27 protein-coding genes and 1 pseudogene are annotated in these 24,124 nt (G+C 69.3%); 12 read left to right on the forward strand and 16 right to left on the reverse strand.

Annotation, left to right across the window (positions count from 1 at the left end; genetic code table 11):
- Window positions 1-3: 3 nt before the first annotated feature.
- Both rpe and rsmB read right to left on the reverse strand, forming a co-directional pair.
- Window positions 4-663 (reverse strand): ribulose-phosphate 3-epimerase, encoded by a 660-nt coding sequence (gene rpe / locus AC1RNC_RS16650; protein WP_492887444.1) that lies wholly within the window; start codon window positions 661-663, stop codon window positions 4-6.
- Window positions 664-737: 74 nt separating this feature from the next.
- Window positions 738-2,024, reverse strand: a complete 1,287-nt coding sequence (rsmB, locus tag AC1RNC_RS16655; protein WP_492887445.1) for a 16S rRNA (cytosine(967)-C(5))-methyltransferase RsmB — start codon at window positions 2,022-2,024, stop codon at window positions 738-740.
- 91 nt (window positions 2,025-2,115) lie between these two features.
- Here rsmB and AC1RNC_RS16660 point away from each other — a divergent pair, with 91 nt between their 5' ends.
- From AC1RNC_RS16660 to AC1RNC_RS16670, 3 genes are all read left to right on the forward strand, one after another.
- A complete protein-coding gene (locus tag AC1RNC_RS16660) occupies window positions 2,116-2,349 on the forward strand; it encodes a DUF1674 domain-containing protein (RefSeq protein WP_492887446.1) in 234 nt (77 codons plus the stop codon).
- Window positions 2,350-2,388: 39 nt separating this feature from the next.
- The gene (locus tag AC1RNC_RS16665; protein WP_492887447.1) at window positions 2,389-2,832 is read left to right on the forward strand and encodes an ester cyclase; all 444 of its coding nucleotides are present in this window, start codon (window positions 2,389-2,391) and stop codon (window positions 2,830-2,832) included.
- Window positions 2,833-2,920: 88 nt separating this feature from the next.
- The gene (locus AC1RNC_RS16670) at window positions 2,921-5,947 is read left to right on the forward strand and encodes a DUF2339 domain-containing protein (RefSeq protein WP_492887448.1); all 3,027 of its coding nucleotides are present in this window, start codon (window positions 2,921-2,923) and stop codon (window positions 5,945-5,947) included.
- A gap of 7 nt (window positions 5,948-5,954) precedes the next feature.
- On the opposite strand, the gene AC1RNC_RS16675 is transcribed toward AC1RNC_RS16670, so the two are convergent.
- Window positions 5,955-6,365, reverse strand: a complete 411-nt coding sequence (locus AC1RNC_RS16675) for a DUF1801 domain-containing protein (protein ID WP_492887449.1) — start codon at window positions 6,363-6,365, stop codon at window positions 5,955-5,957.
- 115 nt (window positions 6,366-6,480) lie between these two features.
- Here AC1RNC_RS16675 and ggt point away from each other — a divergent pair, with 115 nt between their 5' ends.
- Window positions 6,481-8,178, forward strand: coding sequence for a gamma-glutamyltransferase (ggt, locus tag AC1RNC_RS16680; protein ID WP_492887450.1), 1,698 nt, complete (start codon window positions 6,481-6,483; stop codon window positions 8,176-8,178).
- On the opposite strand, the gene pyrF is transcribed toward ggt, so the two are convergent.
- The gene (gene pyrF / locus AC1RNC_RS16685; RefSeq protein WP_492887451.1) at window positions 8,175-8,876 is read right to left on the reverse strand and encodes an orotidine-5'-phosphate decarboxylase; all 702 of its coding nucleotides are present in this window, start codon (window positions 8,874-8,876) and stop codon (window positions 8,175-8,177) included. The two genes, ggt and pyrF, sit on opposite strands and share 4 nt — an antisense overlap.
- A 90-nt stretch (window positions 8,877-8,966) precedes the next feature.
- On the opposite strand from pyrF, the gene AC1RNC_RS16690 reads away from it, so the two are divergent.
- Together AC1RNC_RS16690 and AC1RNC_RS16695 are read left to right on the forward strand one after the other, a co-directional pair.
- The gene (locus AC1RNC_RS16690) at window positions 8,967-9,662 is read left to right on the forward strand and encodes a MarC family protein (protein ID WP_492887452.1); all 696 of its coding nucleotides are present in this window, start codon (window positions 8,967-8,969) and stop codon (window positions 9,660-9,662) included.
- Window positions 9,663-9,707: 45 nt separating this feature from the next.
- Window positions 9,708-10,964 (forward strand): UbiH/UbiF/VisC/COQ6 family ubiquinone biosynthesis hydroxylase, encoded by a 1,257-nt coding sequence (locus tag AC1RNC_RS16695; protein WP_492887453.1) that lies wholly within the window; start codon window positions 9,708-9,710, stop codon window positions 10,962-10,964.
- A 15-nt stretch (window positions 10,965-10,979) separates the two neighbouring features.
- On the opposite strand, the gene AC1RNC_RS16700 is transcribed toward AC1RNC_RS16695, so the two are convergent.
- From AC1RNC_RS16700 to AC1RNC_RS16720, 5 genes are all read right to left on the reverse strand, one after another.
- Window positions 10,980-11,375 carry a hypothetical protein gene (locus tag AC1RNC_RS16700; RefSeq protein ID WP_492887454.1) on the reverse strand — a complete coding sequence of 132 codons (396 nt, stop codon included), beginning with the start codon at window positions 11,373-11,375 and terminating at the stop codon, window positions 10,980-10,982.
- 53 nt (window positions 11,376-11,428) lie between these two features.
- Window positions 11,429-11,629: a Trm112 family protein gene (locus AC1RNC_RS16705; protein ID WP_125157247.1), complete on the reverse strand. Its 201-nt coding sequence runs from the start codon at window positions 11,627-11,629 to the stop codon at window positions 11,429-11,431.
- 9 nt (window positions 11,630-11,638) lie between these two features.
- A complete protein-coding gene (locus tag AC1RNC_RS16710; RefSeq protein WP_492887455.1) occupies window positions 11,639-12,322 on the reverse strand; it encodes an LON peptidase substrate-binding domain-containing protein in 684 nt (227 codons plus the stop codon).
- Window positions 12,323-12,341: 19 nt separating this feature from the next.
- Window positions 12,342-13,241, reverse strand: a complete 900-nt coding sequence (locus tag AC1RNC_RS16715; RefSeq protein WP_492887456.1) for a tetratricopeptide repeat protein — start codon at window positions 13,239-13,241, stop codon at window positions 12,342-12,344.
- Window positions 13,242-13,338: 97 nt separating this feature from the next.
- The gene (locus AC1RNC_RS16720; protein ID WP_492837719.1) at window positions 13,339-13,842 is read right to left on the reverse strand and encodes a prolyl-tRNA synthetase associated domain-containing protein; all 504 of its coding nucleotides are present in this window, start codon (window positions 13,840-13,842) and stop codon (window positions 13,339-13,341) included.
- Between the two features lie 269 nt (window positions 13,843-14,111).
- On the opposite strand from AC1RNC_RS16720, the gene AC1RNC_RS16725 reads away from it, so the two are divergent.
- A complete protein-coding gene (locus AC1RNC_RS16725) occupies window positions 14,112-14,858 on the forward strand; it encodes a DUF6065 family protein (RefSeq protein ID WP_492887457.1) in 747 nt (248 codons plus the stop codon).
- On the opposite strand, the gene glmM is transcribed toward AC1RNC_RS16725, so the two are convergent.
- Window positions 14,855-16,201, reverse strand: a complete 1,347-nt coding sequence (gene glmM / locus AC1RNC_RS16730) for a phosphoglucosamine mutase (RefSeq protein ID WP_492887458.1) — start codon at window positions 16,199-16,201, stop codon at window positions 14,855-14,857. The two genes, AC1RNC_RS16725 and glmM, sit on opposite strands and share 4 nt — an antisense overlap.
- A gap of 160 nt (window positions 16,202-16,361) precedes the next feature.
- Between glmM and glmS the strand changes: the two genes are divergently transcribed.
- Window positions 16,362-18,197 carry a glutamine--fructose-6-phosphate transaminase (isomerizing) gene (gene glmS, locus AC1RNC_RS16735; RefSeq protein WP_492887459.1) on the forward strand — a complete coding sequence of 612 codons (1,836 nt, stop codon included), beginning with the start codon at window positions 16,362-16,364 and terminating at the stop codon, window positions 18,195-18,197.
- 25 nt (window positions 18,198-18,222) lie between these two features.
- Here the strand turns inward: glmS and AC1RNC_RS16740 are convergent, their stop codons facing one another.
- Window positions 18,223-19,398, reverse strand: coding sequence for a class I SAM-dependent methyltransferase (locus AC1RNC_RS16740; RefSeq protein WP_492887460.1), 1,176 nt, complete (start codon window positions 19,396-19,398; stop codon window positions 18,223-18,225).
- Between the two features lie 129 nt (window positions 19,399-19,527).
- Between AC1RNC_RS16740 and AC1RNC_RS16745 the strand changes: the two genes are divergently transcribed.
- Complete coding sequence (locus tag AC1RNC_RS16745; protein ID WP_492887461.1) at window positions 19,528-20,049, forward strand: GNAT family N-acetyltransferase; 522 nt, start codon at window positions 19,528-19,530, stop codon at window positions 20,047-20,049.
- Here the strand turns inward: AC1RNC_RS16745 and AC1RNC_RS16750 are convergent.
- Entirely contained in the window at window positions 20,046-20,516 is a 471-nt protein-coding gene (locus AC1RNC_RS16750; RefSeq protein WP_492887462.1) for a nuclear transport factor 2 family protein, read from the reverse strand. The two genes, AC1RNC_RS16745 and AC1RNC_RS16750, sit on opposite strands and share 4 nt — an antisense overlap.
- 14 nt (window positions 20,517-20,530) lie before the next feature.
- Complete coding sequence (locus tag AC1RNC_RS16755; protein ID WP_492887463.1) at window positions 20,531-20,941, reverse strand: YkvA family protein; 411 nt, start codon at window positions 20,939-20,941, stop codon at window positions 20,531-20,533.
- A gap of 55 nt (window positions 20,942-20,996) precedes the next feature.
- Between AC1RNC_RS16755 and AC1RNC_RS16760 the strand changes: the two genes are divergently transcribed.
- A complete protein-coding gene (locus AC1RNC_RS16760) occupies window positions 20,997-21,779 on the forward strand; it encodes an SDR family NAD(P)-dependent oxidoreductase (protein ID WP_168077022.1) in 783 nt (260 codons plus the stop codon).
- A 61-nt stretch (window positions 21,780-21,840) separates the two neighbouring features.
- Window positions 21,841-21,918: pseudogene (locus tag AC1RNC_RS16765) on the forward strand (hypothetical protein); the annotation flags it as partial.
- Window positions 21,919-21,930: 12 nt separating this feature from the next.
- Here AC1RNC_RS16765 and AC1RNC_RS16770 read toward each other — a convergent pair.
- The 3 genes from AC1RNC_RS16770 to AC1RNC_RS16780 form a co-directional block, all read right to left on the reverse strand.
- On the reverse strand, window positions 21,931-22,524 hold the full coding sequence (locus AC1RNC_RS16770) for a CC0125/CC1285 family lipoprotein (RefSeq protein WP_492887464.1): 594 nt from the start codon (window positions 22,522-22,524) through the stop codon (window positions 21,931-21,933).
- 97 nt (window positions 22,525-22,621) lie between these two features.
- The gene (locus tag AC1RNC_RS16775) at window positions 22,622-23,254 is read right to left on the reverse strand and encodes a LysE family translocator (RefSeq protein ID WP_492887465.1); all 633 of its coding nucleotides are present in this window, start codon (window positions 23,252-23,254) and stop codon (window positions 22,622-22,624) included.
- A gap of 33 nt (window positions 23,255-23,287) precedes the next feature.
- Entirely contained in the window at window positions 23,288-23,695 is a 408-nt protein-coding gene (locus AC1RNC_RS16780) for an MAPEG family protein (RefSeq protein WP_492837704.1), read from the reverse strand.
- Between the two features lie 188 nt (window positions 23,696-23,883).
- Between AC1RNC_RS16780 and AC1RNC_RS16785 the strand changes: the two genes are divergently transcribed.
- The gene (locus AC1RNC_RS16785) at window positions 23,884-24,084 is read left to right on the forward strand and encodes a KTSC domain-containing protein (RefSeq protein ID WP_125157233.1); all 201 of its coding nucleotides are present in this window, start codon (window positions 23,884-23,886) and stop codon (window positions 24,082-24,084) included.
- Window positions 24,085-24,124 lie beyond the last annotated feature (40 nt).

Genomic DNA, 24,124 nt, shown 5'->3' on the forward strand with positions numbered 1-24,124 from the left:
GGGTCAGCCGCCCTTCAGCGCGCGGATGTTGTCGGCATAGGCGTCGGGGCCGCCCTTGAACACCGCCGAGCCGGCGACAAGCGCTGTAGCGCCCGCCGCGACGCATTGCGGGGCGGTCGCCGGGGTCACGCCGCCGTCCACCTCGATGATGATGTCGAGGCCGGCCTTGTCCACGAGCTCGCGCAGGGCCTCGACCTTGCGCAGCTGGCCGGGGATGAAGCTCTGGCCGCCGAAGCCGGGATTGACCGACATGACCAGCAGCAGGTCGACGTCCTCCAGGATCCACTCGACGTGGTCCAGGCCGGTCGACGGGTTGAACACCACGCCGGCCTTGGCTCCCAGCTCGCGGATGCGCTTCAGGGAGCGGTGCAGGTGCGGGCCGGCTTCGGGGTGGATGCTGATCAGGTCCGCGCCCGCGGCGCGGAAGGCTTCAAGATAAGGGTCCGCCGGGCTGATCATCAGGTGCACGTCGAACGGGATCTTGGCGTGCGGCCGGATGGCTTTGACGATGTCGGGGCCGAGCGTGATGTTGGGCACGAAATGGCCGTCCATCACGTCGACATGCACCCAGTCGGCGCCGGCCGCCTCGATGGCGGCGACTTCCTCGCCCAGCTTGGCGAAGTCGGAGGCGAGGATCGAGGGGGCGATAAGCGGCGCGGTCATGGTCCTGGGATAACCGCGTCCGCCGCTTCTGTCATCTCTACTTGCCTGGGTCCCGGCTTTCGCCGGGATGACAACTACGTTGTCACTTTCCTGAACCTGGCCGCGAAGAAGCCGTCCTGGCCGCCGTCGCGCTGATGCGGCAGCAGGCGCAGGGTCCCCCGCGCGGTCAGGCTGGCCTCGGGGGAGCCGCCTTCGCCGGCGGCGATCGGCTCCAGGGCCATGTCCTTGCGGCGCGCCAGGAAGGCCTCGACCTGGGCCTCGCCCTCCTCCGGCTCCAGCGAGCAGACGGTGTAGACCAGCCGCCCACCGGGCTTGAGGCGGTCGGCGGCGCTGTCGAGGATCTTTGACTGCACGCCGGCCAGGCTGGCCACGTCGCCGGGGCGGGCGGCCCACAGCACGTCCGGATGGCGACGGAAGGTGCCGGTGGCGCTGCACGGGGCGTCCAGCAGGATGGCGTCGAAGGTCCGCGCATCCTCCCAGGCGGCCGCGTCGGCGGCGACGATCTCGGCGGTCAGGCCCATGCGCTCCAGGTTCTCGGCCACGCGCTTGAGCCTCGCGGCCGAGCGGTCCAGGGCCACGACGCTCGCGCCGGTCGCGGCCAGCTGCAGGGTCTTGCCGCCGGGCGCGGCGCAGAGGTCCAGCACCTGCTCGCCGGCCTTGACGTGCAGCAGGCGGGCCGGGACGGCGGCGGCGGCGTCCTGCACCCACCAGGTTCCGTCCTCGAAGTTCGGCCAGGCGGCGACATCGCCCTTGCGGCGCACGCGCAGGGTCCCGCCGTCCAGGATCTCGGCCTCCAGCGCCTCGGCCAGGGCGGCCGCGTCTGCGGAGGGCTTCAGGGAGAGGTCGGTGGCCGGCTCGATGGCGATCTGGGCGGCGATCTCGCGGGCCGTGGCCTCGCCGAACGCGGCCACCCAGCGCGAATAGAGCCAGGGCGGGGCCAGCAGGGTCGGGTCCTTGGCCGGCTCGCCGTCGCGCAGCAGGCCGCGCAGCACGGCGTTGACCAGGCCCTTGAACGGGCGGCTGGTCTTGTTGGCCCCGGCCAGTTCGACCGAGGTCGCCACGGCGGCGAAGGCCGGGACCTCCAGATAGAAGGCCTGGGCCGCGCCGAGGCGCAGCAGGTGCATCACCCGATCCGGCGGGGCCTTTTGCAACTTGGCGGCCAGGGCGCGGTCGATGGGGCCGAGGTGGCGCAGCACGGCCATGGCCAGGGCGCGCGCGAAGGCCCGCTCACGCGGCTCCAGGAAGCGGAAACCGTTGGCGGAGGCGGCTTCGTCGATGCCGCCGCGGCGCGAGAGGGCCGCGTCGATCAGGGTCAGGGCGGCTTCCCGGGCGGGGAGGCCGTCGTTCAGTTCTTGAGTCACCGCCTCGCCGTGCCCCAAAGGCGAGGGCCAGCGCAAGCGTCTTGCGGAAAAATCGCGCGGCGCGGCGGACGAAAAATGCTAGAATCCGCCCATGTCAGAGCCGTCCACCCCGTCCGCGCAGCCTGAAATCGCACGATCCGACGTCCCCGGCGCGGCGCCCGGCAAGGATCTGAGCCCGGCCGCCCGCCGCGCGCTGGAGGAGGCCGCCGCCCGCCGCGCCGCTGAACACGCCGCCGCCCTGCCGACGGAAAAGGGCGGCCGCGAAGGCCCCGAGCCGACCCGCTTCGGCGATTGGGAGAAGAAGGGCGTGGCGGTCGACTTCTGAGGCTGGCAGGCTCCTCCGAAACAGGAGGAGGAACGGGCCATGGAAGACCTCGCGACCAATCTCGCGGAACGCCGCATCCAGGTGGTGCGCGACCACATGGCGCTGGAGTGCGTCCACGACTGGGACGGGGTGATCGCCACCTTCGAGCATCCCCGCTACGAGATGTACGGCGGCGGCGCGGTGTTCGACGGCGAGGCGGCCGTGCGCGGTTATTTCGCCGCCTCGCGCACGCCGTTCCCGGACCAGGGCAACGAGATCATCGCCATCGCCCACGCCGGCGACACGGTGCTGGTCGAGTTCTGGCTGACCGGCACGCATCTGGGGCCGCTGAAGATCCCCGGGCGCACGGTCGAACCGACCGGCAAGGCCTTCCGCATCCGCATGGCCGCCAGCTTCGAGTTCGCGCCCGGCAGCGACAAGATCATCTGCGAGCGGCCCTATTACGACCAGTTCGCGGTGCTGCGGGCGCTGGAGCTGGGGTGAGGGCGGGGTCTGCGACTTAAGGTTTCATTGAGCGCCGTCCTCGCATACCAAGACAGGGCCGCTCACTTCGCCGGACGGGACGCACGACATGGAATGGCTGGTGATCCTGGCCCTGGGCGCCTGGATCTATCGACAGGGCCAGAAGATCCGGACGCTCGAGCGACGGCTGGACGCCGCCGACTTAGCGCCGCGCATGGCTCACCAGCCCGCCGCGCCGGCCCCGGAGACGTCGGCGATCGCCGAGCCGATGGCGGCGCGCCCGCCTGGGCTCGCGCCGGACCCCGTTGCCGAGTCGCTTGAGTCCAGCGCTCCGACGCCCGAGCCGGCTTTCGCGCCCTTGCCAGCCGCCCCCAGCGCTCAGCCTCAGCCCGCCCCGCCGCCGCCCAGGATCAACCGCGAGTCGGTCTCGACGTGGCTGTCCGAGAACGGCCTGGCCTGGATCGGCGGCGGCGGTCTGGCGCTGGGCGGCCTGCTGCTGGTGGCCTATGCCGCCCAGCGCGGGCTGTTCATTCCCGAGCTCCGCATCGCTCTGGCCGTGGTCCTGGGCGCGGCGATGCTGGGCGCCAGCGAGTGGATGCTGCGCCAGACACCGTCGATCGCCGGCGGTCGCCACCTGCTGGCCGCCGCCGTCTCGGCCGGGGCCGGGGCGGTCACCCTGTACGGCGCCGTCTGCGCGGCCCACGGGCTCTATCACCTGATCCCGCTGGGCGTGGCCGCGATCCTGGCCGCGGGCGTCTCCCTGGGCCTGCTGGGCTTGTCACTAAGACACGGTGAGCCGCTGGCCCTGGTGGCCGTTGTCGGCGCCGTGCTGACGCCGGCCTTCACCGGCCTGCCGGACTGGTCGCCGCTGGCCTTGACGGCCTATGCGGCGCTGATCGGCGCGACGGGGTTCTCGATCTCGGCGCTACGGCGCTGGGGCAAGGCGGGCGCCGCCACGATCATCGGCCTGCTGCTGCTCAGCGGGGTCCCGATCGACCAACACCAGACCCTTCCGGCGGTGATCATCCAGATCCTGGCCGCCGCCGGGCCGTTCGCCGCGACGCTGTGGCGACGCCGCTTCCGTCGCGACGACGCGGGAGAGTCGGCCGGCGACGATTTCCGAGGCCTGCCCGCCCTGGCGCTGGTGCTGGCCAGCCTGGCGTCGGTCGGCCCCTGGTTCTCGGCCCCGATCGGGACGGGACACCTGCCGACCGCCATCCTGCTGTCGGGATTTCTGATCGTCCTGGCGGCGGCCATGGCGATCCGCGACATGATCCGCCCTGGCCTGTTCGCCTTGCCCGTCGGCATGGCGATCCTTTGCCAGCTCGTGGCCATGGCCATCGCCGTGCGCGCCCCCGCCTTTGCCGCGCAGCTGCCGTGGCAGCACGCTCTGACCGCCCTGATCCCGGCGGTCACACTCTGGCTGGCGCTGGGCCTGCCCGCCGTCGAGCGCACCCGCGTCCTGGCCATCGGCGGCATCGGCGTGGCGATCCTGGCCAGCCTGACCTGGCCGATTCTGCAGGCGGCGAAGATCGACTTCGGCTGGGCGCCGGCCGCGATCCTGGCGGCGGCCCTGTTCGGCGCGGCGGCCCTGATCGCGCGCCGGGTGGAACAGGCCTCGACGGATCGAGGCCTGGCGCTGTGGCTGGCGGCGGCCGCCGAGATGGCCTTCCTGGCCACGCACGCCGCCGTCGCGCCGCGTCTCGAGCCCGCCGCCTTCGGCCTCGCCGCCCTCGCCCTGGCCGTCGCCGCCTGGCGTCTGCCCTGGCGAGGCCTGGCCCCCGCCAGCGTGGTGGGCGGCCTGATCGCCTTCATCGCCATGCTGCAACCGGACTTCATCGGAGCGGCCCTGGACGGGCGTCTGCCGCCGGCGACCCTGCTGGCGGTCAGCGCCGTGGCCGCCGGCTTGCTGGTCGTCTCTTCGGCCCTGATCTGGAAGAGCGGCGGCGAGAGCGTCCGCACCGAGGTCGAGGCTCAACGCGCCACGGGCCTGCTGATCGTGCTGCTGGCGCTGTTCGCGGCCTTGCATGTCGTGATGGCGGGACCCCGCGATCAGGGCGGCGACGGCTTGCTGGAAGCCTCGCTGCGCACCCTGGCGCTGCTGAGCACGGGCCTGCTGCTGGTGCTGCGCCAGCGGCCCGACGATGGCCCGATCACGCGCTGGCGCACGGTGATCGTGGTCAGCCTGGGCGTCGCGCACGGCGTCCTGCTGCAAGGCCTGGTCTGGAACCCGTGGTGGGGCGCGGGCGAGCCCGTCGTCGGACCGCCGGTGCTGAACACCCTGATCCTGTCCTATCTGGCGCCGGCGGGTCTGCTGGCGGCGATCGCCTGGCGACGCCGGCCGGCGGAGGATCGCTGGACCAAGGCCTGGGTCCTGGCCATCCCGCTTTTCGCCCTCCTGTGGGCCCTGCTGGCGCTACGCCACCTTTTCCACGGCGCCGCCATGGGTTCCGCGCCGATCGGCCGGGCCGAGGGCGCGGCCTATGCGATCCTCGGCCTGCTCGCCGCTCGTCAACTGAGCGCGCCCAGCCTGGCCGGGCGCGCCGGCGCCGCCTGGCTGGCTCGGGTCGGGCCGGCTTTCGGCTGGCTGGCGCTGATCGTCGCCGGCCTGGTGTTCGGCGTCCGCGCCAGCCCTTGGTGGGGGCCGATGAGCCAGCCGCTGGCGCCGGTCGGCGCGGCGCTGCTGCTGTTCGGCCTGTACGGTCTGGGCGCGGCGGCGATGCTAGGTCTGAGGCGGGCTGACCGGCCGTTCGACAGGACCGCCCTGGCGGTCGCGGTCGGGACGCTGTTCGTGCTGCTGACCCTGCTGATCCGCTACGCCTTCCACGGCGGCGACATGCGCGCGGCGACGGGGAACGCGGGCCTGGAGACCTGGACCTTCTCGGCGCTCTGGGCGGTGTTCGGCCTGGCGGTGCTGGGACTAGGCGCGGCGCGCAAGGATATCGTCCTGCGCTGGGCGGGCCTGGCGGCCCTGCTGTTCACGGCGGCCAAGGTGGTGCTGTTCGACCTGGCGCGGCTGGAGGGCGTGACGCGCGCGGCCTCGTTCCTGGCCGTCGGCGCGCTGTTCATCGGCGGCGCCCTGCTGGCCCGTCGCCTGAACGCGCGGCGCCGGCCGGCGGAGGATCTGGAGACCTAGACGCGTCTCAGGCCTTCTTCTTCGGCTTGGCCTTGGCGGCGTTGAAGGCCACCGCCTCGCGGAACAGGGCCTTGAAGGGCTCGGTGGGGATCTCGGCGCCTTGCGGAAAGTCGATGGCGCGGCGGACATTGCCTTCCAGGCTGGAATTGAACAGCTTGGTCGGATCTTCCAGCGCCGCGCCGTGGGCGAAGGTCGTCTTGACCACCGCCTTGTAGACCTCGCCGGTGCAGATCAGGCCGTCGTGCGACCAGACCGGCTTGCCCCACTTCCATTCCTCGACGACCTCGGGATCGGCGTCCAGGATCAGGGCGCGCAGGCGGGCCAGGGTTTGGCCGCGCCAGTCGGGGATCGCGGCGATGGCGCGGTCGATCAGGATGGAGGCGGGAACGCCGACGTCCTCGGGGCGGGTGCTCTTCACGGCGTTCCTCCAGAAAACCCGCCGATCAGCAAGACCAGGGCGAGGAGGCCGTCAAGAACCATTGTTCCGCGAATGGTATCGGCTAGCGTGGCCGTCTCATCTCCGGAGACTTCCCTTGCGCCTGTTCGCCAAGTTGCTCGCGACCGCCCTGCTGCTGTTCGCCCCGCCCGCGCTCGCCCCGGCGGCCTTCGCGAAACCGGCCACGCCCGTTCCGGTGCTTACCGCCGGGGCCGTGGCCTCGCCGGACCGCCACGGGGCGCTGGCGGCGGCGGAGATCCTGAAAGCGGGCGGCAACGCGGTCGACGCGGCGGTGGCGACGGGCTTTGCCCTGGCCGTCACCTACCCGGAGGCCGGCAATCTGGGCGGCGGCGGGTTCATGACGCTGTATGTGGGCGGCAAGCCCTACTTCCTCGACTATCGCGAGACGGCGCCGGCGGCGGCTTCGGCCGACATGTACCTGGGCAAGGATGGCGAGCCGGTCGAAGGCCTGTCCCTGTACGGCAATCTCGCCTCCGGCACGCCCGGCACGGTGCGGGGTCTGGCCATGGCCCACAAGCGGTTCGGCAAGCTGTCCTGGGCGCGGGTCCTGGCCCCGGCCATCCGCTACGCCCGCGACGGCTTCACGGTGAACGCCCAGTTCTCCGGAATGCTGGCCGGCGAGGTCCCGCCGCAGTTCAAGGGCACGAACTTCCGGACCTATTTCGGCTCGCACAAGGCCGGGACGCTGTTCAAGCAGCCGGACCTGGCCGCCACCCTGGAGCGGATCGCCCGAGGCGGCGACAAGGCGTTCTACGAGGGCGAGACCGCCGACCTGATCGTCGCCCAGATGGGGCGCGGTCCGGTCAAGGGTCTGATCACCAAGGCCGACCTCGCCGGCTACAAGGCCGTCTGGCGCGCGCCGGTCACCGCCAAGTGGCGCGGCTATGACGTCATCACCGCCCCGCCGCCCAGCTCGGGCGGGATCGCGCTGATGCAAATGCTGTTGATGAAGCAGGACCTGGCCCCGAGCTTCAAGGGCGTGGGCCTCAATGATCCCCAGTACGTCCACCTGCTGGCGGAGATCGAAAAGCGCGTCTACGCCGACCGCGCGGAATATCTGGGCGACCCCGACTTCGTGAAGGTCCCGGTGTCCAACCTGATCGACCCCGCCTATGTCGCCCGGCGCGCCCGCGAGGTCGATCCGGACAGGCCCTCGCCGACCAAGGCGGTGGTCCCGGGCCTGGAGAAGCCGCAGACCACCCACTATTCGATCGTCGACAAGTGGGGCAACGCCGTCTCCAACACCTACACGCTGAACGGCTGGTTCGGGTCGGGCGTGGTGGTCGAGGGGGCGGGCTTCATCCTCAATGACGAGATGGACGATTTCTCGGCCAAGCCGGGCGCGCCCAACATGTTCGGCGTGGTCGGCGGGACCGCCAACGCGATCGCGCCCCACAAGCGACCCCTGTCGTCGATGACCCCGACGATCCTGGTCAAGGACGGCAAGCCGGCCATGGTCATCGGCACGCCCGGAGGCTCGCGGATCTTCACCTGGGTGTTCCAGGTGCTGGCCAATGTCTATGACCACGGCCTGACCCTGAAGGCCGCCCAGAAGGCGCCGCGCTTCCACCACCAGCTGCTGCCCGAGAATGTGATCTTCTACGAGCCGTCCGCCCCGCCCTCCGCCGCCCTGAAGACGGCGCTGGAGGCGCGTGGCTACAAGTGGCTCGAGGACTTCAGCGGCGACATGGAGGCGATCCAGGTCGTGGACCGGACGCCGGTGCCCGAGGCCGATCCCCGGGCGCGCGGCGTGGCGCTGGTGGTGAAACCCTAGAGCCCCGCGATCTCCGCCGCGACCTTCAGCGCCGCCTCGCGCGGGTCGTTGGCCGCCGTGATCGGGCGGCCGCAGACCAGGTGGCTGGCGCCGGCGCGGATGGCGGCCTCGGGGGTGGCGGCGCGGGCCTGGTCGTTCTTGGCCGACCAGAAGGGGCGCACGCCGGGGGTGACGATCAGGAAGTCCGGGCGTCCGGCCTCGTTGGCGATCTCGCGGGCCAGGGCGGCCTCGTGCGGGCTGGAGACGATGCCGTCGACGCCGCATTCGACCGCCTGGCGCACCCGGCGCTCGACCAGGTCGCGGGCCCCGAAGGCGTAGCCCATCTCGATCAGGTCGGCGTCGGTCAGGCTGGTCAGCACCGTCACCGCCAGGATCTTCAGGCTCGAGTCGCCCCGCGCCTTGACGGCCGCGTTCATCACCTGCGGCTCGGCGTGGACGGTCAGCAGGTCGCAGCCGCTTTGGGCCAGCACCCGCGCCGAACGCTCCACGGTCGCGCCGATGTCGTGCAGCTTCCAATCGAGGAAGATCGACTTGCCCGAGGCCTTCAGCTCATGGGCCAGGGCCATGCCGTCGCTGGCCAAGAGCTCCAGGCCGATCTTGTAGAACGACACCGCGTCGCCCAGGCGCTGGACCATGTCGCGGGCGTCGTCGACGGTGGGCAGGTCCAGCGGAACGATCAGGCGCGGATCGGCGGTCATGTCTTTGCCCCCAGGGGTTGGCGCGCGAAGCCGTCCGCCCTAGGAGATAGGGTGAAGGTTCAGGCGCTTTGATAAAGGTAAGGACGTCGAATGACCGAGGCCAAACTCGCCGTCAACTTCTTCGTCGCGCTGTTCGCCCTGATCGACCCGATCGGCAACGTGCCTTTGTTCGCCGCCGCCACCCTGGGCGCGGCCGCCGCGGGCCGGCGGATGGTGGCCGTCTATATCGGCCTGTTCGTCGCGGCGTTCCTGATCTTCTTCTTTTTCACGGGCGTGGGCCTGCTGGCCTTCTTCGGCATCTCGATGCCGGCGTTCCGGATCGCTGGCGGCATCATCCTGTTCATTCTCGGCCTCGACATGGTGCGCGACGACTTCACCACCATGTTCGCCGACGCGGCCGAGGGCATCGAGGGGCAGTCGGCGCGGGTCTACGCCAAGCAGCGCTTCGAGCGCCTGATCGTGCCGTTCGCCATGCCGCTGCTGATCGGTCCGGGCGCGATCTCGACGGTGATCATCTACGCCGCCGAGGCCAAGCCGTTCGGCTGGGCGGGCCTGGGTCTGGGCGTGGCGGTGATCTCGGCGGTGTCGCTGGTGCTGGTGGCGGTGTTCTGGGCCGCGCCGCTGATCAGCCGGGTGCTAGGCCGAATCGGCATGAGCATCGTGGTGCGGGTCCTGGGCCTGATCCTCTGCGCCCTGGCGGTGCAGTTCGTGCTGATCGGCGTCGGCGACGCGACGCGCGGCCTGGTGCGCCAGGACGCCAAGGCCCCCTACGCAGCCGCTAAGTAGCCGCGCGGTCTGGACAGCCTCGGCCGCACGCGCCCATATCCCGCCATGCGCGCTTCCGCTCACGATGCCGACGTGATCATCGCCGGCGCCGGCATGGCCGGCTCCACCCTGGCTCTGGCCCTGGCGTCGGGCGGCTTGAAGCCGCTTCTCATCGATCCGCAGCCGTTCGAAGCCCAGTTGGCCCCGACCTTCGACGGGCGCAGCTCGGCCATCGCCTATTCCTCGTTCCGCCAGTGGCGCGCTATCGGCGCGGGGGAGGCGCTCGCGCCGCACGCCCAGCGCATCGAGCAGATCCTGGTCACCGACGGCCGCACGCCGGGGGCCGCGGCCCGCAAGGCCTCGCCGGCCTTCCTGCGGTTCGACAGCAGCGAGATCTCCGGCCGCATCGATGGCGAGCCGCTGGGCTATCTGATCGAGAACCGCCAGACCCGCGCGGCGCTGTCGAAGGCGGTAATCGACAAGGGTATTCCGGTCATCGCTCCGATGGCGGCCAAGGCCCTGGCGGTCGAGGCTGGGGCCGCGAAGCTGACCCTGTCGGACGGCCGGGTGCTGTCGGCCCCGCTCGCGGTCAGCGCCGAGGGACGCGGCTCGGTTCTGCGCCGGGCGGCCGGCATCGGCGAGATCGCCTGGGGCTACGGCCAGAGCGGCGTCGTCGCCACGGTGCGGATGGAAAAGCCGCACGAGGGCGTGGCCCACGAATATTTCCTGCCCAGCGGCCCGTTCGCCATCCTGCCGCTGACGGGCAACCGCGCCAGCCTGGTCTGGACCGAGAGCACCGCGCGCGGCGAGGCCCTGCGCAACGCCTCGCCCGAGATTTTCCACGCCCACCTGATGCGGCGGTTCGGCGACTTCCTGGGCGCGGTGACCGTCGAGGGGCCGACCTTCGTCTATCCGCTGTCGCTGCTGCTGGCCGAGCGGATGACCGCCCCGCGTCTGGCCTTGATCGGCGACGCGGCTCATGGCGTGCACCCGATCGCCGGGCAGGGGCTGAACCTGGGCCTGAAGGACGCGGCGGCGCTCGCCGAGGTGCTGGTCGAGGCCGTGCGCGGCGGCGAGGACATCGGCGCCGAGGCGGTGCTGGAGCGCTACGCCCGCTGGCGGCGGTTCGACACCGTGACCAACGCCCTGGCCTTCGACGCCTTCGTGCGGATCTTCTCGAACGACAATCCGCTGCTGCGCGTGGCGCGCGGGGCGGGCCTGGCGGTAGTCAACCGCATCGCCCCGGCGCGACGCTTCTTCATGCACGAGGCCGGCGGCGGGGTGGGGGATCTGCCGAAGCTGCTGCGGGGCGTGGCGCTTTAGTCGAGCGGATCTTGGCTAGTCCGCTGCCTTGCTGGCGCGCCTAATAGACGTAGCTACGAGTACGATGACTCCGGCAACCAGCGCGATGTCCGCCAGCAATATCAGTCCCAACATCCAGCTCGGATGGGTTTCATCCGGCCAAGGATAGAGCGAGACGACCGCTGCGTGCGCCGCGCCTATGCAAATCATGGTCACCCAGAACCACGGTTCTCGTCGCAAGGGCCAGAAGATCCGACTGGCGAAACCGATGGAAACGGCAGAAGCCCAAGCCATTCCCCCTGCGCCGGGGAAGCCAAGCCTATCGAAAATGATCAGCAAGGGTGCGGTGAGGAAAACGATTACGAGACCCTGCCACTTGGGGAAGGCCTCGAAGATCGAGTCTGTTTGCAGATCGAATGGCTGTTCGGACATGCAACCCGTATTCTGGCCCAGCTCGGGGAACCGAAGCGCCTTGGCGCTTCACGCTACTCGCTCAGTTCCCGCGCCTCTTCCGGCAGCATGATCGGCACGCCGTCGCGGATCGGATAGGCCAGCTTGGCCGAGCGGCTGATCAGTTCGCCCTTGGCGCGGTCATATTCCAGCGGGCCGCGGGTCACGGGGCACACCAGCACTTCCAGCAGGCGCGGATCGACATCGATGGTCGGGGTGGGAGCGTCTTGGGTCATGGGCCGTGTCTACTGGATAGAATGGGGTTCGTCATCGTCCCCGGCGGCGGCGTCGATCTCCAGCAGCGCCGTCAGGGTCGCCTTGCGCTCGAAGATGGTCTCGGCCTCCAGCAGGGCCTGCTTTTCCATCGGGTCGAACGGCAGGGCCATGGCCAGACTGTTGATCAGGGCGTCGGAGGGCGCGCTCTCGGCGTCGGTCCAGTCGATGGCCAGGCCCCGGTGGTCGAGATAGCGGCGCAGGGCCGACAGCAGGCGGTCGATATCGGCGGCGGTGCGCGTGCCGCCGGGGCCGTCCTCGCGCAGGTCCGGCTCGTAGGGCGCGAAGTCGGCGCGGACCTGACGATAGGGCGTGCGCACCGGCAGCTCGTCGCCGGTCCGGAAGCGGCAGACCCCGGTCAGGGTGATCAGGTAGCGGCCGTCGCTGGTCTCGGCGAAGCTGGTCACCCGGCCGGCGCAGCCGACGGGGGCCAGGGGCGGTTGGCGCGGGTCGGCCTCCTGGCCGGGCGCCCGCTGGCGGGTCTGGATCATGCCGATGATCCGCTCGCCCGACATGGCGTCATCCAGCATGTTCAGGTAGCGCGGTTCGAAGATGTTCAGCGGCAGATGGCCGCCGGGCAACAGCAGGACGCCATCCAGCGGAAACACCGGGATCACCAGAGGAAGGTCGCTGAGCTTTCGGTAGGCCGCCGCCATTCGGCGCTCCCCTTTTTCTCTAGCTGAACAGGATCGACGACAGCTTGCGTCGACCCTGCTTGGCGACTTCGGAGGTCGGTCCCGCAGCCTCGAACACCGTCAGGAGTTGCTTGCGGGCCGCGTCATCGTTCCAGGCACGGTCGCGTGCGATGATGGCCAGAAGGTGGTCGGCGGCGTCCTGCAGGCGACCGGCACCGGCCAGGGCCTTGGCCAGCTCCAGGCGGGCCTCGTGGTCGTCTGGGTTGGCGGCCAGGCGCTGTTCGAACTCGGACGTCTCGGACGGGGCGTCTTCCGCGAGCGCGAGCGCGGCGCGGGCGGCGTCCAGGTCGGGATCCTTGGCGTCGGCCGGAGCCATGGCCACCACCTCGGCCGCGCCCTCCAGGTCGCCGCCCAGCAGATAGGCGCGGGCCATGCCGCCCAGGGCCTTGATGTTCTCGGGATCGGTCTGCAGAGCCTGGGCGAAGGCCTGGGCCGCGCCGCCGATGTCGCCGATCTCCAGGGACTCCTTGCCCAGGGCGATCAGGTCGTCGATGGCGCTGGGGCCGGCCGGGCCGCCCAGCTTCTCGACGAAGGCCTTGACCTGGCTCTCGGGCAGGGCGCCCTGGAAGGCGTCCACCGGACGCCCATCCACGAAGGCGTAGACGGTCGGAATCGACTGCACGCGCAGCTGGCCGGCGAAGCCGGGATTGGCGTCGACGTCGATCTTGACCAGCTTCACCGCGCCCTGGGCGGCCGTGACCACCTTTTCGAGGGCGGGCGTCAACTGGCGGCACGGGCCGCACCAGGTGGCCCAGAAGTCGACGATGACCGGCTGGATCTTCGAGGCCTCGATCACGTCGGCCATGAAGCTGGCGTCCGTGCCGTCCTTGATGTGTTCACTTTTCGCCGGTGCGGCGGGCTTTTCGCCGATCAGGGACATCGGGTCTCTCGTGTACTCAAGGTGGGAACGCTCGAAGCCGCAAGATGGTCCTTCAAGGGCCGCCGCGCAATGTCCCGTTCGCGTATCAGGCGAAGCTTCAGACCACTTCCATCGCCGCGAAATCCACGATCATCGGCTCGACGCCCAGCGCCGCCAGGAACTTGCGGAAATCGGCCTGGGACACCGCCGTGGTGGCGTCATTGCTTAAGGGGTGGAAGTTGACCGGGTCGCTGTCCGCCAGGGCCTTGTCGAGCACGAAGCGCACCCGCCGCCCGGCGTCGTTGATCAGGCCGAAGGCGGTGACCGAGCCGGGCGTCACGCCCAGGGTCTCGACCATCATCGCCTCGGGACCGAACGACAGCCGGCCCGAGCCGATCACGGTGTGCAGGCGCTTGAGGTCGATCGTGGTCTCGCCCAGGGCCGAGATCAGCCACAGCTGGCCCTTGGCGTCCTTGAGGAACAGGTTCTTGGTGTGGCCGCCGGGCAGGGCCTGCTTGATCTCCAGCCCCTCCTCGACGCGGAACACCGGCGGATGGTCGAGGGTCGAGTGCTTGACGCCGTGCGCGTCGAAGAAGGCGAAGAGGTCGGTTCGGGTCTTCATGAGAGGCAGTTTAACGGCCGAATGGAACACCTCCAATTCCAAAAAGCCGACCTCCCCGGCGAAAGCCGGGGTCCAGAGTCATCCGGATCGGCTTGGGTGTTCGCGCCTTTCTCCAGTGCTCAGGCGATCGACGTTTTGGGTTCGATCCGGGCCCCGGCGTTCGCCGGGGAGATCGGTTGGAGGTGTCATCAGTTCGCGACGCTGGACGGCCTCGCCTCGCGAGCGCTAGACCAGACGATCAGGGTAGGAAAACAAGGACGAAGGCCGGCATGGAACTGGAGTGCTATCCCACCGAGAACCGTCCGCCGGAGATCGTGCCGGGGCGGCCGCAGCGCGCCTGGATGGATCATTTCGCCGACCGCCACCCCTATCGCTGCCTGCCGCTGACCATGGCCAACACCACCGGCTGGGACATCCTCTGTCCGGTCGGCTTCTCGATGAGCTGGGACGGCGGGGCGCACCAGGAGTGCATCAAGTTCCAGCCCGACCACCCGTATCCGGGCTTCACCGACTTCGTGAAGTCGCACTTCACCCGGGGCGTGGTGACTTTCCACACGGGCTATCTGTTCCGCACGCCGCCGGGCTGGTCGCTGATGGCGATGGGACCGCCCAACCACATCAAGGACGGCATCCAGCCGCTGGCCGGCGTGATCGAGACCGATTGGCTGCCGTTCCCCTTCACGATGAACTGGATGTTCACCCGCCCCGGCACGGTGCGGTTCGAGAAGGGCGAGACCTTCTGCTTCATCATGCTGATCCAGGACAAGCCGATGGAGGCCTTCCAGCCGGTGATCAAGTCGATGAACGCCAATCCCGAGCTGCGCCGCCAGTACGACGTCTGGGCCGAGAAGCGCAGCGAGTTCAACAAGCTGATCTTCAAGCGCGACCCCGAAGCCACCAAGGAGGCCTGGCAGCGCTTCTACTTCAAGGGCGAATACCCCGAGGAAATCGCCGCCGAGGCCCCCAGCCACCACGTCAACAAGCGACGGATGAAGGCCCCGAAGGTGGGTGTCTAAGCCGCCTTCACCGCGCTGACGATCGACTTCACCACCTTCTTGACCAGGGCCGGGTCATCGCCCTCGGCCATGATGCGGATCAGCGGTTCGGTGCCGGAGGCGCGCACGACGATGCGGCCGGCGCCGTTCAGCTGGCTCTCGCCGTCGGCGATGGCCTGCTTCACCGCCTTGGCCTCCAGCGGCTTGCCGCCGGCGAAGCGAACGTTTTCCAGGAGCTGCGGCACCGGCTCGAACTGGCGGCCGAGCGCGCTCATCGGCTGGCCGGTCTGGACCATCACGGCCAGCACCTGCAGGGCGGCGATCAGGCCGTCGCCGGTGGTGGAGAGGTCCGACAGGATCAGGTGGCCCGACTGCTCGCCGCCGAGGTTGAAACCGCCCTCGCGCATGCGCTGCATGACATAGCGGTCGCCCACGGCGGTGCGCTCCAGGCTCAGGCCCAGGGCGTTCAGCTGGCGCTCGAGGCCCAGGTTGGACATGACGGTGGCCACGACACCGCCGCCCTTCAGGATTCCGGCGCTGGCCAGGGCCGCGGCGATGATCGCCATGATCTGGTCGCCGTCGACGACCACGCCCTTCTCGTCGCAGATCACCAGGCGGTCGGCGTCGCCGTCCAGGGCGATGCCGATGTCGGCGCGATATTCGCGCACCATCCTGGCCATGGCCTCGGGATGGGTCGAGCCGCATTCGGCGTTGATGTTGGTGCCGTTCGGGGCCACCCCGACCGGGAACACCTCGGCGCCCAGTTCGTACAGGGCGTCGGGCGCCACCTTGTAGGCCGCGCCGTGGGCGCAATCGACGACGATGCGCAGGCCCGACAGGTTCATGTGGCGCGGGAAGGTCGCCTTGACGATCTCGATATAGCGGGCCTGGGCGTCGTCGATGCGCTTGACGCGACCCAGGTCGCGGGGGGCGGCCAGGCCTTCCTGCAGGCCCTCATCCATCAGGGCCTCGATCTTCAGCTCCTGCTCGTCGGAGAGCTTGTAGCCGTCGGGGCCGAACAGCTTGATGCCGTTGTCGGCGAAGTCGTTGTGGCTGGCCGAGATCATGATCCCGAGATCGGCGCGCATCGAGCGGGTCATCATCGCCACGGCCGGCGTCGGCAGGGGACCAAAGAGGCGCACGTCCAGACCCACGCTGGTCAGGCCAGCGACCAGGGCCGGCTCGATCATGTAGCCCGACAGGCGGGTGTCCTTGCCGATCACCACCAGGTGGCGACGCTCGTCCTGCGAGCGGAACAGCTTGCCGGCGGCGAGGCCGACACGCAGGGCCACCTCGGCGGTCATCGGATGCTTGTTGGCCTGGCCCCGGATGCCGTCGGTGCCGAAATAGGCGCGCTTGCTCATGGTCGCTTTGTCGTCTCTTTGAAGCCATCGTCGGACCGCGAAACGATCCGAAATGCAGATTTACGGGAGACGGCCTTGAGCGAGTGCTAAAGGCCGACTTCGAAATCCTCGCGCGGCTAGGGATAATCCTGTCGGCGCGTTCTACAAGGGATCATGGCCCATGTGCGGCATTATCGGCATCGTCGGAAAACAACCCGTCGCCGACCGTCTGATCGAGAGCCTCAAACGCCTCGAATATCGGGGCTATGACTCCGCGGGCGTCGCGGGCGTCGTTGGCGGCTCCAATGGCGAAACGAGGGTCGAGCGCCGCCGGGCCAAGGGCAAGATCAAGGCGCTGGAAGCCCTGCTCGCGGAAGACCCGCTGGTCGCCTCCGTCGGCATCGGCCACACGCGCTGGGCGACCCATGGCGCGCCCAACGTCCAGAACGCCCACCCGCAGACCGCCGGCCGCGTCACCCTGGTCCACAACGGCATCATCGAGAATTTCGCCGAGCTGAAGGCCGAGCTGGCCGCCGCCGGCCGCGCGTTTTCCAGCGACACCGACACCGAGGTCATCGCCCACCTGATCGACGCCGAGCTGGCGACCGGCCTGGCGCCGCTCGAAGCCTTCAAGGCGACCCTGGACCGCCTGACCGGCGCCTACGCCCTGGCCGTGCTGATCGAGGGCGAGGACAACCTGATCCTGGGCGCCCGCCGCGGCAGCCCGCTGGTCGTCGGCGAGGGCCAGGGCGAGATGTTCCTGGGCTCGGACGCCCTGGCCGTCGGCCCCTTCACCAACCGGGTGATCTATCTGGACGAGGGCGATTACGTGGCCCTGGACCACGACAGCCATCGCATCTTCGACGCGTCGGGCGCGGCCGTGACGCGGCCAGTCCGCGTGGTGCCGACCTCGTCGGTCATGCTGGAGAAGGGCAACTACCGGCACTTCATGGAGAAGGAGATCCATGATCAGCCCGAGGGCTGCCAGCGCACGATCGCGGCCTATGTCGACACCCTGACCTCGAAGGCGGCCGTCCCGGGCGACATCGACTTCGCCAAGCTCGAGCGCATCCAGATCGTCGCCTGCGGCACCTCCTACATCGCCGGCGTCGTGGGCAAGTACCTGATCGAGCAGCTGGCCGATCTGCCGGTCGATGTCGAGATCGCCTCGGAGTTCCGCTACCGCACCCCGGCCCTGCGGCCGGGCTCGCTGGTCGTCGCCATGTCGCAGTCGGGCGAGACCGCCGACACCCTGGCGGCCCTGCGCTACTGCAAGGCCAAGGGCATGAAGAGCGCGGTGGTGGTCAACGCCCAGGAGTCGACCATGGCCCGCGAGGTCGACGTGGTCTGGCCGATCCACTGCGGTCCCGAGATCGGGGTCGCCTCGACCAAGGCCTTCACCGCCCAGGTCAGCGTGATGATCGCCCTGGCCATCGCCGCGGCCAAGGCGCGGGGGACGATCGGCGACGCCGAGGAGCAGCGCCTGGTCAAGGTGCTGCTGGAGGCGCCGCGCCTGATCGCCGAGGCCATCGGCCTGGAAGACGCCATCAAGGAGATCGCCGCCGACGTCGCCAAGGCGCGGGACGTGCTCTATCTCGGCCGTGGCCCGATGTCGGCCCTGGCGCTGGAAGGCGCGCTGAAGCTGAAGGAGATCAGCTACATCCACGCCGAGGGCTACGCCGCCGGCGAGCTCAAGCACGGCCCGATCGCCCTGGTCGACGACCAGACTCCGATCGTCATCCTGGCGCCTTACGACAGCTATTTCGAGAAATCGGCCTCGAACATGAGCGAGGTGATGGCCCGGGGCGGCCAGGTGATCTTCATCACCGACACCGAAGGCGTGAAGCACGCGCCGGCGGGGGCGAAGGTGGTGGTCACCGCCCCGGCCTCGGACCCGCTGGTCTCGACCCTGGTGATGTCGGCCCCGATCCAGCTGCTGGCCTACCACGTGGCGGTGGTGAAGGGCGCGGATGTCGACCAGCCGCGCAACCTCGCCAAGTCGGTGACGGTGGAGTGAGGCTGATCCTCCCCGCCGGGGAGGATCAGGCTTTCAGCAGGTAGTCCCGTGTCAGGGGCGTGGCGTCGCGCTTCTTGGCCAGCTGGATCTGGAAGACCATGTGGCCGCCGTGCCGGAAGCCCAGTTCGGCGCCGGCCAGGTAGAACTCCCACATCCGCCGGAAGCGGGCGTCGAACATCGTCGGGATGTCCGGATCGGCCATGAACCGCTCGCGCCAGATGCGGCAGGTCTCGGCATAGTGCAGGCGCAGGATCTCGATGTCGGTGATCCACAGGCCCGCGTGCTCGATGGCCGCGACGATCTCCGACAGGCCGGGGATGTAGCCGCCCGGGAAGATGTACTTCTGGGTGAAGGCGTTGGTCGCGCCTGGTCCGTGCATCTTGCCGATCGAGTGGACCAAGGCCACGCCGTCGTCGTCCAGCAGCTTGGCGATGGTCTCGAAATAGGTGCGGAAATTCGGCGCGCCGACATGCTCCAGCATGCCGACCGAGACGATGCGGTCGAACTTTTCATCCAGGTCGCGATAGTCGGTCAGGCGGAAGTCGGTCTTGTCGGCCAGGCCCGCCTTCTCGGCGCGTTCCTTGGCCAGGGCCAGCTGCTCGGTCGACAGGGTCACGCCCGTCATCTGGGCCCCGAAGTCCTTGGCGAGCGTCATGGACAGCCCGCCCCAGCCCGAGCCGATGTCCAGCGTCTTCATGCCCGGCTTGATCAGCAGCTTGCGGCCGATCAGGGCCTTCTTGGCGGCCTGGGCCTCTTCCAGCGTCATGTCCGGACGCTCGAAATAGGCGCAGCTGTACTGCATGTCGGTGTCGAGGAACCGGCGATAGAGGTCGTTCGACAGGTCGTAGTGGTGCGAGACGTTGCGGCGCGAGGCCACGCGGTCGTTGACCTGCTGGATCCGCCGCTTCAGCGCCTTGCGGAAGCGGGTGAAGGCCGAGCCGCGCTTGGGCTTGCGACCGCCGCTCTCGCCGACGATGGTCAGGAGGTCCGAGATCGAGCCCTGTTCGAAGACGATGTCGCCTTCCATATAGCCTTCGCCGAGGCCCAGGCTGGGATTGGCCAGGCGGCGCAGACCCCGGCTGTTGATCCGGATGGCCACCGGCGGCCCCGTCCCGTCCCCCGCCTTGATGACGCGACCTCCCGGCAGGTGCGCCGTGAAATCGCCGGTCTTGATCATTTTGGAGAGCAGGGCTTCGATCATGGGACCAACTTAAGCTCAAGTTCGGCCGCGACAACCTGTCGCATACGGAGCAAGCGCCATGTCGATCGTGATGACGCCGATCGGGCAGGTCCGGGGCGGCGGGCCGCTGGAGATCGTGGAGGCGTCCCGGTGAGCCGCGCGGATCTCGTCGTCTCCAAGGCCGGCCCCGAAGAGGCGTCGATCATCGCCAACCTCATGCAGCTCTATATCCACGACTTCTCGGAGCTCTGGTTCGACCGGGAGGTCGAGGGCGAGCTCGGCGCGGACGGCCGTTATACCGACTATCCGGGGCTGGACGCCTATTGGACCGACCCGACGCGCGAGGCCTGGCTGTTCCGGATCAAGGGCCTGCCGGTCGGTTTCGCCCTGGTCAACGACGTCGCCCATTCGGCGACTCCGGTCGACCGCGCGGTGGCCGAGTTCTTCATCGTCCGCAAACATCGCCGGCGCGGGGTGGGGCTGGCGGCCGCCCACGCCCTGTTCGGCACGGCCTGGGGCGTCTGGGAGGCGGCGGTGGTGCGCCGCAATGTCGGGGCGCTGGCCTTCTGGCGCCGCGCCGCCCAGAGCTACCCGGGCGTGCGCGACGTGGTCGAGGAGGACCACGACGACGCGCTGTGGAACGGCGCGATCCTGCGGTTCCGGGTAGGCTAGAGCTTCCTCAGCTCCGGGCAGGCGTCGGGTTCGGCGGTCCAGCTGATGCTGTCGATCTTCCAGGCGCCGTCGGCCTTGGCGAGCGTGAAGATGTCGATGCCGCAGTGGACGGTCTTGCCGTCCTTGCTGGCCTCGTAGGGGGCGGTGACGGTGGCCAGGGCGCCGCGGCGGATGATCACCGGCGACCACATCCATTCCTTGAACCCGGTCGGGGTCCGCTTGCCGAAGCTGTCCTCGAAGCTGAAGCGCCGCATCACGACGTCGCCGTCGGGCTTGCTGGTCAGCGACATCAGGCGGGCCTCGGGCAGCAAGGTGGCGCGCATGGCCGCCGCGTCGCCAGCCTCCAGCCCGTCGAAGAAGGCCTGGGCCGTGGCCAGCACCGCCCGATCCTCGGCGTCGGCCGAAGGCGGCGGGGCGGGGTTCTGGGCCAAGGCGGCGGCGAGCATCAGGGCGGGCAGCAGGGGCATGGCGGAACCTTGGCTCAGGCGTCGTGGGACAGGCGCTGCAGGAAGGCTTGGGCCGCCTCCTTGTGGCGCGGCTTGACGGTCTTGCCGAGGATGGCGACCAGGGCCGCGATCACGGCGGCGTCGTCGGTGAAGCCGATCACCGGCAGGATGTCGGGAATGGCGTCGGTCGGCAGGACGAAATAGGCCAGGGCCGCCAGCATCATGCCTTTGGCCGCCGTCGGGGTTTCGGGATCGCGGGCGGCCCACCAGACCGACAGGGCGTCGGCGGCGAACGGCACCTTCGTGGCCATCTTGCGGATCTTGGGCAGGAAGCCCTTCTCGACCCGCTCCTCGTTCAACTGCACGGTGACGGGCGCCAGAGCCTTCTTCGGATCCAGCACCTCGTTGACGTTTACGTCGGGGGACGGTTTGGCGTCGCGGCTCATCGGTTTAAACCTTTGCTCAACAGCGAGCTTAAACGCAAACCCGCAGGAAACGTCCATGAAACTCGACAACACCGTCGCCGCCGTCGTCACCGGGGGCGCCTCGGGCCTCGGCGAGGCCACCGCCCGCGCCCTGGCCGCCCAGGGCGTCAAGGTCGCCATCTTCGACATGAACGAGGCCCGCGGCGAAGAGGTCGCCAAGGAGATCGGCGGCGTGTTCTGCAAGGTCAACGTGACCAGCGACGCCGATGTCGATGCCGGCTTCGAAAAGGCCCGCGCCGCCCACGGCCAGGAGCGGATCCTGGTCAACTGCGCCGGCACCGGCAACGCGGCCAAGACCGCCAGCCGCGACAAGGCCACCGGCGAGACCAAGCACTTCCCGCTCGACGCCTTCGACCGCATCATCCAGATCAACCTGGTCGGCACGTTCCGCTGCATCGCCAAATCGGCCAAGGGGATGCTGGATCTTGAGCCGCTGGAAGACGGCGAGCGCGGCGCGATCGTCAACACCGCTTCGGTGGCGGCCGAGGACGGCCAGATGGGCCAGGCGGCCTATTCGGCGTCGAAGGGCGGCGTGGTCGGCATGACCCTGCCGATCGCTCGCGACCTGATGGGCGAGGGCATCCGCGTCAACACCATCCTGCCGGGGATCTTCAACACCCCGCTGATGAACGGCGCGCCCGAAGCGGTGAAGGCGGGCCTGGCGGCCTCGGTGCCGTTCCCCAAGCGCCTGGGGAATCCCGAGGAGTACGCCCAGCTGGCGGTGACCATGATCACCTGCGGCTACTTCAACGGCGAGGACGTGCGCCTGGACGGCGGCATCCGCATGGCGCCGCGGTAAGAACTCTCCTCCCCCGTCTGGGGGAGGTGGATCGTCGCGAAGCGCGACGAGACGGAGGGGGCTGGTACGGCCCAGTTGGCGCGGCGCTGACCCCCTCCACCGCCGTTCGGCGGTCCCCCTCCCCCATAGGGGGAGGAGAGAGGCGGGTTGGCTACTTGCCCGGCGCGGGCCGCTGGATGCTGCTGGCCAGGTTGGTCATGATCTCGCGGGCGTCGTAGGCGCGCGGGTCGCCTTCCGGCTTCTTGCCCTTGTGCATCACGATCTCGGCCCCGGCCTCGAAGCGCTCGACGGTGCGGATCTGGGCGCGGTCGGCGAAGAAGGGGTCGCCCCAGAAGGGGTCCCAGCTGCGCCAGCCATAGGCGCCGCCGTAGTAACGCCAGGACGGGCGCCAGTAGCCGTAGGGATAGCCGTAGCCAAAGCCCGGACGCATGAACGGATCGGGCTCGACATAGGAGCGCGAGGTGCGGTCGGTGCGGTGGTCGGCGGTCTCGAACCAGTCGTAGCCCTGCTGCACGGTCAGCTCGGCCGACCGATAAAGCAGATAGCGCTCGACCGTTTCACGCGAGGTCAGGCTGTTGCCGGCGAACGACACGCGGTAGCGGTCGCCTTCCAGCTTCTGCTCGGAGAAGCCGCCGGCGGACGAGCTGGCGGACATCTTGGGCTGGTACGGCGTCGGCGTGGCGCAGGCCGACAGGCCGGCGGCTATGACCAGCGCCGCGGCGATGGCGACCTTCTTCATGGACATGATCTGCTCCTTCAAGCGGAGTCCTCGGTACTTAAGACAACTCTGGCGAGGCTTTGTGGTTTCGCCAAGGCGAAGTTTGCGACGCCACGGAAATCTTTCAACCTCTCGACACGATAAGTACGGCCGCCGTGATCAGAAGGACGCCGACCAGGATCGCGAATCCGCGCCGAAATCCCGGCTCGTTCATGCGCGTCGACAGGGCCGCTCCGCCCAGGCCGTAGGACGACATGCTGATCAGGTCCATGCCGATGGTGGCGCAGGCGAACATGATCAATTGCGGGGCCAGCGGCCGCTTGATGTCCAGGAACGGCGGCAGCACGCCCGAGAAGAACAGCAGGATCTTCGGATTGGCGATCTGGACCATGAAGCCGTCGAGGAAGGCCGAGCGTCCCGCCCGCACCGTGGCCGTGGCGTGGCTTTCGATGTTCCTGATCCCCGCCCATAGCGATTTCAGCCCCAGCCAGACCAGATAGGCCGCTCCCGCCCAGGCCAGGAGGTGGAAGGCCTTGGGGAAGGCCAGGATCAGCGCGCCCAGGCCCAGGGCCGAGCCGCTGAACCAGACCAGGGTGGCGGTGTTCATGCCCACCACGCTGATCAGCGCCGCGCCCTTGCCGCGCTCCATGCCGGTGGCGATGGCGAACAGGTTGGCCGGCCCCGGCGTGATGGCCATGACGAACATGGCGACCAGGAAGGCGCCGTAGCGGGCGGGATCGACGGGCAGGTGGTCCATGGCGCGGGTATAGCGCCCCGCGCCATGGCCGAGCTAGGCGCCGACGACGGCGAGAACGTAGATCGCCCGGCCCAGGGCGCCGAACAGCAGCACGGCGGTCGCCAGCGCCTGGATGGTGAAGCCGAGCTCGCGCTTCTTCGGATCGGCGGCGTAGCCCAGGGCGTAGAGGATCCGGCCGATGATCCAGACCACGCCCATGGCCGCCGCGAACAGGTCGTTCCAGTAGATCGCGAACAGCCACAGCGAGGGCAGGTAGATGACCAGCCACTCGACGGTGTTGGCCTGGATGCGCAGGTGGCGCTCCAGTTCGGGATGGCCGGTCATGGCGGGGGCGTCGATCCCGGTCCGGCGGCGCGCGCCGGGGATGCGCAGGATCATCCAGACATAGACCAGCAGCGAGACCAGGGTGACGATGGCCACGAGCGCGTGGGACTGATGCATTTCTTGGGTCCTTCCGCGGACTCATGCCGCCTCGGGGGAAACCCTAACCGTATTCGTCCTGAGTTTGCACGCGTCCCGCCAACCCTTAGAGCACGGCCGTCGCCTTCGCCGCGCGTGGCGCTCTGGAACCCTCCTGGAGCCTATTCGCTCCTAAGGCTGACGATCCTCATTCGCGGAGGCTTGAAGCCATGCGTGTGGACTCCACGGCGATCGCCGAAATCGACTACACCCCCGAACACGGCAAGCTGTTCGTTACATTCCGCGATGGCGACGCGTACGTCTATGTCGGCGTCCCCGAGCGGATCAGCCAGGCCTTCCTGCGGGCCCCGTCGAAAGGCCGGTTCTTCCAGCGGATCATCCGGGACCGGTATCCATACAACCGGGTGTGAAACGAAAAACGCCCCGACCGACGGCCGGGGCGTTCTCGTT

The sequence above is a fragment of the Caulobacter sp. GW822-FHT01G02 genome, assembly GCF_058802865.1.